At 39.1% G+C, this 12,847-nt stretch carries 11 protein-coding genes and 1 tRNA gene; 7 read left to right on the top strand and 5 right to left on the bottom strand.

Translation table 11 applies throughout. The annotated features are described in order from the left end of the window. The first annotated feature begins 132 nt into the window (after nucleotides 1-132). From CFY84_RS05585 to CFY84_RS05575, 3 genes are all read left to right on the top strand, one after another. Nucleotides 133-2,355 (top strand): TonB-dependent hemoglobin/transferrin/lactoferrin family receptor, encoded by a 2,223-nt coding sequence (locus tag CFY84_RS05585; RefSeq protein WP_228149604.1) that lies wholly within the window; start codon nucleotides 133-135, stop codon nucleotides 2,353-2,355. 40 nt (nucleotides 2,356-2,395) lie between these two features. Further along, the gene (locus tag CFY84_RS05580; protein ID WP_143218766.1) at nucleotides 2,396-3,253 is read left to right on the top strand and encodes a hypothetical protein; all 858 of its coding nucleotides are present in this window, start codon (nucleotides 2,396-2,398) and stop codon (nucleotides 3,251-3,253) included. Nucleotides 3,254-3,338: 85 nt separating this feature from the next. Next, a tRNA-Met gene (locus CFY84_RS05575) sits at nucleotides 3,339-3,415 on the top strand. 82 nt (nucleotides 3,416-3,497) lie between these two features. Here the strand turns inward: CFY84_RS05575 and CFY84_RS05570 are convergent. Then, on the bottom strand, nucleotides 3,498-5,123 hold the full coding sequence (locus CFY84_RS05570) for an NAD+ synthase (RefSeq protein ID WP_088823175.1): 1,626 nt from the start codon (nucleotides 5,121-5,123) through the stop codon (nucleotides 3,498-3,500). A 229-nt stretch (nucleotides 5,124-5,352) separates the two neighbouring features. Between CFY84_RS05570 and CFY84_RS05565 the strand changes: the two genes are divergently transcribed. Then, a complete protein-coding gene (locus CFY84_RS05565; RefSeq protein ID WP_088823174.1) occupies nucleotides 5,353-5,841 on the top strand; it encodes a type IV secretion protein Rhs in 489 nt (162 codons plus the stop codon). A gap of 4 nt (nucleotides 5,842-5,845) precedes the next feature. Here the strand turns inward: CFY84_RS05565 and CFY84_RS05560 are convergent, their stop codons facing one another. The 3 genes from CFY84_RS05560 to CFY84_RS05550 all read right to left on the bottom strand — a co-directional run bounded on the left by CFY84_RS05560 (nucleotide 5,846) and on the right by CFY84_RS05550 (nucleotide 8,382). Further along, entirely contained in the window at nucleotides 5,846-6,340 is a 495-nt protein-coding gene (locus tag CFY84_RS05560; protein ID WP_407640199.1) for a peroxiredoxin, read from the bottom strand. A gap of 168 nt (nucleotides 6,341-6,508) precedes the next feature. Further along, entirely contained in the window at nucleotides 6,509-7,372 is an 864-nt protein-coding gene (gene nadC, locus CFY84_RS05555; protein ID WP_088823172.1) for a carboxylating nicotinate-nucleotide diphosphorylase, read from the bottom strand. 62 nt (nucleotides 7,373-7,434) lie between these two features. Then, a complete protein-coding gene (locus CFY84_RS05550) occupies nucleotides 7,435-8,382 on the bottom strand; it encodes an NUDIX hydrolase (RefSeq protein ID WP_088823171.1) in 948 nt (315 codons plus the stop codon). A gap of 289 nt (nucleotides 8,383-8,671) precedes the next feature. On the opposite strand from CFY84_RS05550, the gene nadA reads away from it, so the two are divergent. Beyond that, nucleotides 8,672-9,796, top strand: coding sequence for a quinolinate synthase NadA (gene nadA, locus CFY84_RS05545; RefSeq protein ID WP_407640198.1), 1,125 nt, complete (start codon nucleotides 8,672-8,674; stop codon nucleotides 9,794-9,796). Next, nucleotides 9,780-11,291, top strand: coding sequence for an L-aspartate oxidase (gene nadB, locus CFY84_RS05540; protein WP_088823169.1), 1,512 nt, complete (start codon nucleotides 9,780-9,782; stop codon nucleotides 11,289-11,291). The genes nadA and nadB overlap by 17 nt, the downstream gene beginning before the upstream one ends. On the opposite strand, the gene CFY84_RS05535 is transcribed toward nadB, so the two are convergent. Next, nucleotides 11,288-11,923, bottom strand: a complete 636-nt coding sequence (locus tag CFY84_RS05535) for a riboflavin synthase subunit alpha (RefSeq protein WP_088823168.1) — start codon at nucleotides 11,921-11,923, stop codon at nucleotides 11,288-11,290. The two genes, nadB and CFY84_RS05535, sit on opposite strands and share 4 nt — an antisense overlap. Before the next feature lie 153 nt (nucleotides 11,924-12,076). Here CFY84_RS05535 and CFY84_RS05530 point away from each other — a divergent pair, with 153 nt between their 5' ends. Beyond that, a complete protein-coding gene (locus CFY84_RS05530; RefSeq protein ID WP_088823167.1) occupies nucleotides 12,077-12,799 on the top strand; it encodes an acid phosphatase in 723 nt (240 codons plus the stop codon). The last annotated feature ends 48 nt before the right edge of the window (nucleotides 12,800-12,847 follow it).

The following is a 12,847-nucleotide window of genomic DNA, read 5'->3' as shown; positions in this document are numbered from 1 at the left end:
GTTGATAAATGCTATTGATTATGATTATCATTTAATAAATGGTGCTTAAACTGTTTATATATAACATTTATATAATTTATGAATTAAACAGTTAAGCGTGACTTGATATGAATAATATGCAGTAGAGCTGTGATGATGTCCTTGATTAAGAAAAATGTGTTGCTCCAAAAGTCATTCCAATATCGATATTTAACCTGTTGTTGTTTGACGATTTTATTGGGAGTACCTTTTTCTGCAAATGCAGCTGAAGTTAAACAAGATGCTGAAACCACCCCATTGCCTGTGATGACAGTCTATGCTCAGCAAAAACATAATGTCCCTGAATCTGAAGTCGTGATTGACCGTGCCAATTTAGACCAAACAGGCGCAACAGATATGGCAAGTATCGTGCGTTATTTGCCCTTGGTTAGCGCACCTAAAGCTGTGAGTGGTGGTGGCAGTGCATGGGATGGGGCAGGTACCAGTGGTTATAATATTCGAGGAATTGAAGGAAATCGAATTGGTTTAGATATTGATGGTGTCGATTTACCTGTTGCCACCACAGAACCTGATGGCATGAAAAGTAACAGTTTTAGTTCAGGTCGTGATTTTATTGATCCTGAAATGTTCAGTCAGGTGTCGATTGAATCAGGTACCAGTAATGTAAGTTCAGATGGTATTGGGGGACGTGTAACCTTTAAAACCAAGTCACCTGAAGATTATTTATCACCAGATAAGCAGGTGGCAGCAACGTTAAAAAGTGGTTATAGCTCAGCTGATGATGCATGGTTTACATCATTGACAGGTGCAGTCGGGAATGACACGTTAAAAGCATTGGTAGCTTATGCACATCGTGAAGGGCATGAAACACAAAGTGAAGGGCAATTAAAAGAAAATCCTGTGGACTGGCGTTCAGATGCTGTGTTGGCTAAAGTGTTGTGGCAGCTGACACCACAACAAAAACTTGGGTTTACTTTTGATTTATATCAAAAAGATACAGATCGTTTTATTAGCAATGATGTTTTAGGCAGCTTATATCCACGAGGTGCAAGCCAAACTGTAGATGGTCAGCGTATTCGTTATAGTATAGACCATACACTATTCACAGATCAGTTCGCTTTATTTGATCAGCTTAAATCAACTGCGTTTTATCAAGATACTCATAATGACAATAACACAGTATCTTATTACAGCGGTGCTTATGGAACAGGCATGCGTTATACCGATAATAATTACCAAGAAAAAAATTATGGCATTAAAACCGATGCTCAAAAACAGCTTGCCAATCATCATATTCGTTATGGTTTGGCATGGAATCAAATCAAAAGTAATCGCCCATGGGTGCAATCGAATCCCAATGGTACAGTCGTAACACAAAACCGAATGATGGCATCAGAAAATAATAAATATAGCCTCTATATTGCAGACACAATGCAATTTCAACTTGCACAGCGGTTATTGGAAATTACCCCAGGGATACGTGCAGAGTATCAAAGTTATGACCCGAAAAATACTTCAAGTGTGACATCGAATGCAGTGGCTCAATCTAGTATTCAATCTGAAAGTTATCGGTATCTATCGCCAAATTTAGCCATAAGTTATGTGTTGTCACCCAATTATTATCTCTATGCAAAATATAACCGTGGCAATCGTATTCCGACTGCAGCAGAGATGTCTGGAACTTATGATCCTGGACGTGGCTATTCTATTATTGGTAACAGTAATTTAAGTAAAGAAAGCAGTGATGCTTTTGAAATTGGTCTAAAAACCACACCTATTGAAGGGCTTAAGTTTGATTTAACAGGGTTTTATACTAAATATCATAACTTTATTGATTACAAACAATTGTCGAGTGCGATTTATCAATTACAAAATGTAGCTCAAGCCAATATTTGGGGCGCTGAGTTGTCTACGCGGATTGACCTTGCACAATTTTTTCCATATTCATCTGGCATGAGTGTGGCATTGGTTGCAGGTAAAGCACGAGGAACATCTAAAAATAACAGTGGTGTAAAAGGTGGGGTGAATTCAGTTCAACCTGAAAAAGCCAGTTTTACAGTTGCTTATGATGACCCTGACCATCGTTTTGGTTTAGGTTTTACAAGTACAGCTGTTGGGGCTAAAACTGCAGCCAAAGACACCACAGTCAGTACTTCTGGTACAAGTTATCAAAATGTGCCTGGGTATGTTATTCATGATTTATCCATGTATTGGCATGCCAACTCACATGTCACTTTCAATGTGGCACTCAATAATTTATTTGATAAAAAATATTGGGATTATGCAACGGTAGGCACTTTAACCAGCGCAACTTTAATTGATCGAGCAACGTTACCTGGACGTAATGTGGTTGCTAGTTTGGCATTCAAATTTTAATTAAAAATAGCCCGTCAGTATTTGATAGAGAGTAAAGTCAATGAAAAAAATTTTGTTATGTAGCATCGCAATGAGTAGCATGGTATTTGCGGCAAATGATACTACAGTGAATCCATACTTTACAGGCTTTCAAGAGTCTACCGCAGCAATGCAAAATAGGTGGATTAAAGAGTTATCAGGTCAAGCTGATGCAACATCGATTAAAAAAGATGTTTTTGTTCGGCAATTTATTGCGCCGTATGATGCTTTATTTAACAAACATGCTGAGGTCACACAGGCTGAATTTATTGCTTTTGAAATGCATGACTTTGATCAAACAGTTCAAGCTTATGAAGATGCATCTATTCAGCAAGCCCATGTGCGCTTTGGTGTACTCAATAAAAATAAAGATTCGTATATTTCACTGAAAGAGTTTCAAGACATTGGTGTACAAGCTTTTGAAAAATTTGATAAAAATTCAGATGGTATAGTCAATGCCTCTGATGCTGCACTTGAAGACCACAAAGAAAGATTACATGGCGGTGCTATGTTTAAATCCAAAGTGGCGATGCCTGTTGCAACTGATGTGAAGGCATTTATTGCACAGCATGGTCAAGGTCAATCAGAAGTTACCTTGGCGCACTATTTAACAGAACGTGAACAACTGTTTATACAGACAGATGCCAATCGCGACTGGGTATTATCAGAAGATGAATATGTCAATGAGTTTAGGCTGCGCTATCATGAAAATAAAGAACAAGCTAAATCAGCGTGGTTTGATTTTTATAATGCACGCTTCATTGCAATAGCCCAGGGAAAATCGACGATTCGACGTAAAGATTTAACCCATTTTGCCAATCAATTGTTTGTCTATTGGGATAAAAATAAAAATGGTCGCCTTGAGATCAATGAATCTTGAGGTGAGTTTGCTTGTTTGCTGAGCATCTAAGTATGAAAAGAGGTTGACGACTTTAACATTAGTATAGATAATGCAACCACAAAATGGCTATGTAGCTCAGTTGGTTAGAGCACAGCACTCATAATGCTGGGGTCACAGGTTCGAGTCCAGTCATAGCCACCATTTAAAAAAACCATGCGTATGCATGGTTTTTTTATGTTTCATGAAAAGAAAACCCCAAATCAAAGATTTGGGGGGTACTCAATTAGATACCAGGCTTCCAACCGTTAATGATTGGGTAGCGTCGTTCACGGCCAAAAGCGCGAGAACTGATACGTGGTCCAATCACACCTTGTCTACGTTTGTATTCATTGTGATCGACCAAGCGAATGACTTTTTCAACCACATCTTTTGCAAACCCTTTGGCGATAATGTCATCTTGGCTTTGATCTTCTTCTATATATGCATATAAAATACTGTCAAGCACATCATAGCTTGGTAAAGCATCTTGGTCAGTTTGATCTGGTCGTAATTCTGCCGATGGTGGACGGCTAATCACACGCTCAGGAATTACAGGTTGTTCACTGACTTTATTACGGTATTTTGCCAATTCAAATACAATTGTCTTATACACATCTTTTAAGACCGCAAAGCCACCCACCATGTCGCCATATAAAGTGCAATAACCCACTGCCAATTCAGATTTATTTCCCGTTGATAACACCAAATTACCAAATTTGTTCGACAAGCCCATTAACAATGTGCCGCGTGCACGTGCTTGTAGATTTTCTTCAGTGGTGTCTGCTGGACGTTGACCAAAGAAAGGATAGAGCGTTTTTAAGTAGCTGTTTACAATTGGATTGATTTCAGCAATACCAAAAGCAATACCTAGCTTTTTCGCTTGCTCAGCAGCATCTTCAACGCTAATTTGTGCAGTATACGTATAAGGCATCATCACGGCTTGTACTTTATCTGCACCAATTGCATCAACAGCAATTGCTAACGTGAGTGCAGAATCGATCCCGCCTGATAAACCTAAAATAATGCCTGGAAAACCTGAACGCTGAACATAGTCTCTTGTTGCTAGTACAAGGCTTTGGTAAATCTCAGCCATGGTATCCAATTCAGGTGCAATTAAGGTTTTTTGAAATTGTGCCTGTTCTGCTTGAAATGATACAAAGTAAAGATTTTCTTTAAAGCTTTCAGCTTTAAATGCCACTTCGCCATTACGATTGACTAAGAAGCTGGTACCATCAAAAATGAGGTCATCATGTCCACCCACTTGGTTAACATAAATTAAATTCACATTTAATTGTTTTGCAACTTCAGATAGGGTTGTGACACGGTGCTGAGGTTTGCCTACTTCATATGGTGATGAATTTAACACCAAAATACTGTCTACATTTAATTTTGACAGTTGCTGAACAGTATTTAGATTCCATACATCTTCACAAATCAAAACACCAAATTTATGACCACAATATTCAAAGACTAAATGCTGCTGACCTGGTGTAAAGTAACGCTTTTCATCAAAGACACTATAGTTTGGTAGGTTTTGCTTATTATATACGCCTAAAACTTGTCCATCTTTCATGACAGCTGCAGAGTTATATGTTTTTCCATCATCTGTTTGATGTGCAAAACCAAATACCATAACAATATCTTTGATTTCACTGAGCTGTTTAAACGCGTGTAAAGTTCGCTTTTTTAAACTTGGACGTAAAAGCAAATCTTCTGCCGGGTAGCCAACAATACTAAGTTCAGGAAATATAATTAAATCTGCATGATCTTTTTTTGCTAGATTTACCTGTTCGATAATTTTTTGAGTATTGCTTTCAAGGTTACCAATATGTGGAGAAAATTGAGCAAGTGCAATTTTAAAGTTCTTCATTTAAACAAAATCCTATTTCCTATAAGGATGAACAATACGTTGATTTTTTAACTTTAATTATTCAATGTATTGTCGGTGGTACACTGATATCTGGGAATCATTTAGGTAGTGAATACTATATACGAAACTACATCAAGATTCAGATTAAAAAATTAAAAAACTGTCTAGTCACTACAAAAATGTACAGATCTATCAATAATTCATCAATTTATGATCATATGGGTATGACATGGTGTTTAAACAAGGATTAAAAAAATTAAATCAGTGGTTTATTGTACAAGAGCGTGGGCTAACTTTGGGTGAAATTCAATTGATTGAGTCGGTTTTTTCCGATCAGATTCAACAGTTAGATCACATTCGAATTATCGCACACCGCGCTATTTTAAAAGATTATGCGCTCAGCCCCAATGGCCATATTTATTTTAATGCATACAATTGGCGTCCTGATTTTTCAACAGCTGATGTACATATCCAAGCTTGGTTGATCCATGAAATGGTACATGTATGGCAATTACAGCAAGGAATTCGTGTAGTGCGTAAAGCAATTCTGAATCGCCGTTACCGTTATATTCTTCAAGCTGGCAAGCATTTTTTAAGCTATGGGGTCGAACAGCAAGCACAAATGGTGCAAGATTATTTCATTCGCAAGAAAAGTGGACAGATCTGTACTGAATATGAAAAATGCATTCCTTTTGTGCCGCCACAGATACAGACATGATCAATTACTTTTGGTTGGCTTGAATGTCTTTAAGCACTTGATCGGCATGGGTTTGACTATTAACACTGGTATAGTGATACACCACATTGCCTTTAGGATCGATTAAAAAGGTTTCACGTTTTGCCACTTGTAAAATGCCAAAATTGCGTACAATTCCAAACGATTTGGCCAAAATTTGTTTATCATCCGCTAAGATCGGAAAAGGCAGTTTTAATTTTTCTGAAAATTTTTGGTGAGACTGCACATCATCTAAACTAACCCCCAATACCACAGCATGGTGTTTTAAAAATTGTGGATAAAGCGCTTTAAATGCATTGGCTTCTTGCGTACAACCGGGTGAGTTGTCTTTTGGATAAAAATAAAGCACCACCCATTGGCCTAAATATTGGCTAGATTGATGCCATTTGCCATACTGATCTTGAAGTTTATAAATGGGCGCGGTATGACCCACCCACTCGCGTTCAGGTTGTGATGTCAGTGTATTTTCAGCAGAAGCCATTGGACTAAATCCAACAGCAAGTGCCAATGTCAGACCGATGATAGATGACTGCAATATATTCAACATGGCGTTCCTTGTTATTATTGGTTTGTGTAGAATTAAGTATACCTTGAGATATTTACTTGGTCTGTAAATTCATTGATCGCTGTCGATGTTAGTTGTCATCCGCTATGGTGCTGTGGGTGATAAAAAATCTAAACCAATATCTAAATATTTTGCACTGTGAGTAATATATCCAAGTGCCAAGAAATCAACGCCTGTTTCTGCCACTTCAACTGCACGCGCAGGGGTAATCCCGCCAGAGGCTTCAGTTTTTGCCTTACCTTGGCACATTTCAACAGCTGTTTTTAACGTGGCTGTATCCATATTATCCAATAAAACCAAATCAATGCCTTCACTTAATACAGCTTCAAGCTGTATAAGGTTATCGACTTCCACTTCGATCGGAATTAAATGACCTGCTGCTTGCTTTGCTTGGTGTAGCACCTGCTTTAAGTCACCTCCTGCGAGGGCAATATGATTATCTTTAATTAAAATAGCATCATCTAAACCCATACGATGATTGCGACCACCTCCGACACGTACAGCATATTTTTGTAAATCACGGAGTCCTGGAATGGTTTTACGAGTACAGGTCAGCTGTGCTTGGGTATGCGCAATACTTGATTGAATACGCTGGGTAATGCTAGCAATGCCACTTAAATGGGTTAAAAAATTGAGTGCAGTGCGCTCTGCACTTAAAATTGCACGTGCATTACCATGTACTGAGGCAATAATACTGCCGGCATGAATAAGATCGCCATCTGCTAAATCTGAATGAAATTGAATTTGAGCATCAAGTGTTGTAAATGCAAGACGTGCTAATGCCAAGCCACATAACACGCCTGATTCACGTGCCACAATATGAAGGTCTGCTGTGTGCTGTGCAGGAATGGTGGCTGCAGATGTAATATCACCACGGCGTCCCAAATCTTCAAGTAATGCAGATTGCACTTGGGTCTGTAAAATAATATCAGGCAGGGTGAAAGACATCGCAAATCTCCAATATATGCTCATATAGAGTATATAGTGCAGATTGCTCTAGATGTAAACAATTAATTGTTCAGCAATGGAAGTTTATAACCTGACAGTAAATGTTCTTGTAAAACATCTTGCTTAAAACGATAAAGCTGTGCAGGTCGTCCGCGTTCTACAGCGGCTTCTTTTCCGGTGGCTTCAATGATATTTTGATGATGCATTAAACGTCGAAAATTTTGTTTATGCAGTTCGGTGCCTGTCAGTGCTTCAATGGTTTTTTGTAGTTGTAATAAGGTGAATTCAGGTGGCATTAAATCAAAAATGACAGGGCGATATTTTAATTTGGCACGCAAACGCGAAATCGCAGTGGCAAGTACACGGCGGTGATGGTTTTGCATCGGTTTACCTGTAATATACTCGGGCAATTGACTGGCGAAATAAGGTGATTCTGCAATGAGCCCAGCTTCATACATCAGTTCATAGCGCAATAAGGTATTTTCTTCTAGCCACTCATAGCCATTTTTCCCCCAACATAAGTTCATTCGTTCTAAACGAGTCTGTCTGACCGCTAAGCTTGGCGCTGCATCAACCCAATCTTGAATTTTTAAAACAATCAGATGAATTTTAGCGTTGACAGTGGGGCATTTAATGTTTTCCCATGGGAAAAAATCATACCAATCACACCATTTTACATCGAGATCTAAGTTTGGATGTTCGATTTCCCGAACCAAGCCCAAATAGCTAACATAGATGAGTGGTGCACCAATATGTTGTGAACGTTTAATGTCGACAAAGGTATATAACTGTTCCATATAGCCTAAAGGCTGTTGGGTTTGTTGTTGTACCCATGCACGCGCACCTGCTTGTAAAGAATGATGTATTGGCGTCAGTGGACCAAAGGGCAGGAGTGTGCCCTGTTGTATGGTTAACACTCGTGCCGAAAAGCCAGTGACGGCCAATAAAACCGCCACAAGTTCAGTATGACTTTGCGTGGTATTTGAATCTAAAGCAGAAAGATGCGGCATGAATACTCGAGTTTTATTGTATTGAGTCTTATCTTGTTTATTGTAGTAAAAAAACAAAGCTTCTCAACCGTTCGGGAAGAAAAAAGTTTTTTTTGGTCTTTTTTAAATTAATAACTTTAAAAACAATAGTTTATTTTATTTATACTCATTTTGATTAAAAAGTCATTGTTTTGTTATACTCTTTATGAGCATAATAATTTAATTCGTGATTCGGATTGAGCACATGCAGACAGCAATTAATCATTACCCGTATGAAAAGCCATCTTTAGACCATATGCAGCAACATGCGATGCATGTAGAACAACAGGCATGTACTTTACAACACGCTTGGGCAAAAGTACCTGAGCCTTTATCAGCACAGCAGCAACAGCATTACCAAACAAACATCAAACGATTATTAAAAGAAAAAAATGCGGTTATGGTGGCCCATTATTATGTTGAGCCTGAGTTGCAAGACCTTGCTTTGGCTACCGGTGGAATGGTGGGGGATTCTTTAGAGATGGCCAAGTTTTGCCAAACGCATCCTGCGGAGACCTTACTTGTGGTCGGTGTACGGTTCATGGGAGAGACGGCAAAAATTTTAAGTCCACACAAACGGGTCTTCATGCCTGATTTAGATGCAACATGTTCTTTAGATCTAGGCTGTCCGATTGCTGAGTTTAATCAATTTTGTGATCAACATCCTGACCGTACAGTGGTGGTTTATGCCAATACCAGTGCTGAAGTGAAAGCAAGAGCAGATTGGGTGGTAACGTCTTCGATTGCCATTGAAATTGTAAGTTATTTACATGCACAAGGTAAAAAAATCTTATGGGGGCCTGATCGCCATCTGGGAACATATATTCAAAATCAAACTGGCGCTGATATGCTACTGTGGCAAGGTTCATGCATTGTTCATAATGAATTTAAAGGCATTGAGCTATTACATTTAAAACAAAAACATCCAAATGCTTTGGTGTTGGTGCATCCTGAGTCACCTACTGAAGTGGTGGTTCATGCCGATGTGGTGGGTTCAACCAGTAAATTACTGCATGCTGTTATGGAAGCAGATCATGACACATTCATTGTGGCAACGGATCAAGGCATTGTGCATGAAATGCAAAAACAAGCACCCAATAAAAAGTTTATTGCAGCGCCAACAGCAGGCAAAGGGGCGACCTGTAAATCATGTGCATTTTGTCCATGGATGGCAATGAATGGATTAAAAGCATGTGCTGATGTATTGCAGCATGGTCATCAAGAAGTACATGTGGATGACGCATTATTAGAACGCGCCCAACAGCCAATTGTAAAGATGCTTGATTTTTCAGCCACATACCAACATGTTAAGCAAGGGAAACCACTTGATTTATCAGGTGGTAAAGATGCCTATGCAACATGGTTAGTCGAGCAACATCATGCAAAAAGAATATGATGTTGTCATTGTGGGAACAGGGCTTGCAGGTTTAACAGCTGCATTGGCGATGCCTACGGATTATCGTGTGGCTGTGCTGATGAAAGCACCTTTATTGACATGTTCAAGTCATTTAGCCCAAGGTGGCATTGCTGCTGTCATTGATCAATCTGACCATATTGATCGTCATATTTTAAATACACATATTGCAGGCGCAGGGTTGTGTCATTTAGAGCATACCCGCCATATTTTAGAGCAAGCACCATTGGCCATTGATTGGTTAATTGAGCAAGGGGTGGAGTTTGATCAGGTAAATGGTGAGCTGCATTTAACCCAAGAGGGTGGTCATGATCATCGCCGTATTGTTCATGTGGCAGATCATACCGGTCTTGCAGTCATGCAAGTTTTAGCAGATCGGGTTTTAGCGGCTAAACATATTGAATGTATTACAGATGTGACGCTTGATTCACTGTGCATTGAGCATGGTCAATGTCAAGGCGTCAGGTATTACACGTCATCTTTGGTAGAGAGCCAAGAGATTAAAGCAGCATCTACTGTGCTTGCAACAGGGGGTGTGGGTCAATTGTTTGCTCATACCACCAATGCTGCGCATTCATTCGGCGATGGTTTAGCGGTTGCATGGCAAGCAGGCTGTCGTCTTGTCAATCTTGAAATGGTGCAATTTCATCCAACGGCATTGGCGTTACCAAATGCAGCAGGTTTTTTAATTTCAGAAGCATTACGCGGTGAAGGTGGCATATTAAGAAATGCGGTAGGTCATCGTTTTATGCCTGATTATGATCATCGTGCAGAGCTTGCTCCAAGAGATATTGTAGCGCGTGCAAATGGGCAAGAGCAGTTGAAATATCATCAGCCTGTAGTCTTGGATATGACGCATTTAGCAGATTCATTTATTCAAGCGCACTTTCCAAGTATTTATCAATATTGTTTATCACTCGGTTTAAATATTTGTCAGCAGCCTATTCCTGTAACGCCTGCTGCGCATTATCACTGTGGTGGGGTATTGGCAAATCATCAAGGTTTGACTGATTTACCACAGCTCTATGCAATTGGTGAGGTGGCATGTACAGGCCTACATGGGGCAAACCGTTTGGCGAGTAACTCATTGCTTGAGTGTGTGGTTACGGGATTAAATGTATCCCAACATATATCATCTAAAGCGAAGTGGGTCGCTCCGCAAATTGAACATGGTCATTTGGTTCAATATGAGACAGTAATAGATGATTTGCCTGAATATACCGATTTTTCAATGACGCAGTTAAAAAAAATGATGAGTGAGCATTTGGGGTTATTACGAGATCAAGCAGGATTAATTACCTTATATACACAGCTCATGTATTGGAAAAAACAACAGCCACAACAAAAGCAAATTATTGTGGCATTGTTGATGGTGTGTTCTGCATTAACACGTTTAGAGAGCCGTGGTGTCCATTATCGACAAGACCATCAACATACAGAAACATCACCTACTTGGACAGCGTGTTTACCCGTTTAAAGCGATTTAAGATCAGCTTGTTGCGCATATATATGGGTTAATGTATCGACAAGGGTACGTGTAGTTTGATCAATTTCAAAATTTAACGCCTGTCCTGGCTGAACATCTTTAAAATTGGTTAAACGTAATGTTTCTGGAATTAAATACACAGATAATTCTGCACGAGCTTTATCGACATGATTAACCGTTAAACTACAGCCATGTAAACCAATAAAACCTTTCAAAAAGAAATATTTAATTGTCTCGCTAGGTAGTTTAAGGGTTAAGTGTAATGTTTCACCTTTAAAAGTACAGTTCTGTACTAATGCGGTTGATTCAATATGTCCATACATACTATGACCGCCGTTTTCCATACCGACTTTTAGTGATCGTTCAACATTCACCACTTGACCAATCTGTAAATCCTTCAGTGTGGTTACTTCTTTGGTCAGATCTGAAATATCAAAGCTTACCATGCCTTGATCAGTCAGTAATTCTTTGACCGTTAAACAGACACCGTCTATGGCGACACTGGCGCCAATAAAAGCATCGGTAAAAAAAGACTGGGTATCTGTGACATAAATGGTGCTATAACCGATATTCTCTTCGATTTTTTGAATTTTTTCTGTGCCAAAAACAATGCCGCTATACATGGGATAAGGTCTATATTCTAAAAAAATAATGACTCAAACTGACTGATATTTAACAAGAGATCAAGAGAAGAGTTGTTAAATTTAGGATGTGTCATATTAATGTCAGAAATCTGTAATATATTTTGTTACACCTGATCAAAGGAATGACCTTTCATGAAAATAAAAGCACGATTCAGTGTACTCTTTACGCTGGGCTTATTATCTACTGCACATGCTGCAGACAGCAATAATTCTTTTTTACAACTCAATCAAGTTCCTGATAGTTTAAAAATCGTACCTGCACCGCCTGCATTTAATAGTGTCGATTTTTTAAGAGATAAAGCCGCGTATGATCAAGCACGTAGCCTTGTAGGAACAGCGCGCTGGCAACAAGCTGCAGTTGATGCCGATTTGTCTGATGCCAATATCGGTAAGTCATTTTCTGAAGCGTTTGGCGTGGAAATCTCACCAACCAATACACCTGTGACATACGAAATTTTAAGAAAATTACGTACAGATGCCGGTGGTTATGCGACAAAAACAGCAAAAGAGCATTATATGCGCATGCGTCCATTTGTGTTTTTTAACTCGCATACATGTACTCCAAATGATGAAGCATCATTAAGTAAAAATGGGGCATATCCATCAGGTCATACAACCATTGGTTGGTCATCTGCATTAATTTTGGCTGAAATCAGACCAGACCGCCAAAATGAAATTTTAGAGCGTGGCTATCAATATGGTCAAAGCCGCGTTATTTGTGGTGTACATTGGCAAAGTGATGTCGATGCAGGACGAATTACTGGCTCAGCCATTGTTGCACGCTTACATGCAGACAAAGATTTTGCAAAAACTTTAGAAGATGCAAAGCGTGAAATCCAAAAGAAAATAAAATAAATTTCCTAATGATAAATCACGCATTGTCTCATGCGATGCGTGATTTAT

It is taken from the genome of Acinetobacter apis (assembly GCF_900197575.1).
Taxonomy (GTDB): Bacteria; Pseudomonadota; Gammaproteobacteria; order Pseudomonadales; family Moraxellaceae; genus Acinetobacter; species Acinetobacter apis.
This window is presented reverse-complemented; position numbering and strand designations above follow the sequence as displayed.

Bases quoted from the DNA above. Each gene is read 5' to 3' on its own strand.
- CFY84_RS05585 (WP_228149604.1), top strand. From the start codon at position 133: ATGATGTCCTTGATTAAGAAAAATGTGTTGCTCCAAAAGTCATTCCAA.
- CFY84_RS05580 (WP_143218766.1), top strand. From the start codon at position 2,396: ATGAAAAAAATTTTGTTATGTAGCATCGCAATGAGTAGCATGGTATTT.
- CFY84_RS05570 (WP_088823175.1), bottom strand. From the start codon at position 5,123: ATGAAGAACTTTAAAATTGCACTTGCTCAATTTTCTCCACATATTGGT.
- CFY84_RS05565 (WP_088823174.1), top strand. From the start codon at position 5,353: ATGGTGTTTAAACAAGGATTAAAAAAATTAAATCAGTGGTTTATTGTA.
- CFY84_RS05560 (WP_407640199.1), bottom strand. From the start codon at position 6,340: ATGGCTTCTGCTGAAAATACACTGACATCACAACCTGAACGCGAGTGG.
- nadC (WP_088823172.1), bottom strand. From the start codon at position 7,372: ATGTCTTTCACCCTGCCTGATATTATTTTACAGACCCAAGTGCAATCT.
- CFY84_RS05550 (WP_088823171.1), bottom strand. From the start codon at position 8,382: ATGCCGCATCTTTCTGCTTTAGATTCAAATACCACGCAAAGTCATACT.
- nadA (WP_407640198.1), top strand. From the start codon at position 8,672: ATGCATGTAGAACAACAGGCATGTACTTTACAACACGCTTGGGCAAAA.
- nadB (WP_088823169.1), top strand. From the start codon at position 9,780: ATGCAAAAAGAATATGATGTTGTCATTGTGGGAACAGGGCTTGCAGGT.
- CFY84_RS05535 (WP_088823168.1), bottom strand. From the start codon at position 11,923: ATGTATAGCGGCATTGTTTTTGGCACAGAAAAAATTCAAAAAATCGAA.
- CFY84_RS05530 (WP_088823167.1), top strand. From the start codon at position 12,077: ATGAAAATAAAAGCACGATTCAGTGTACTCTTTACGCTGGGCTTATTA.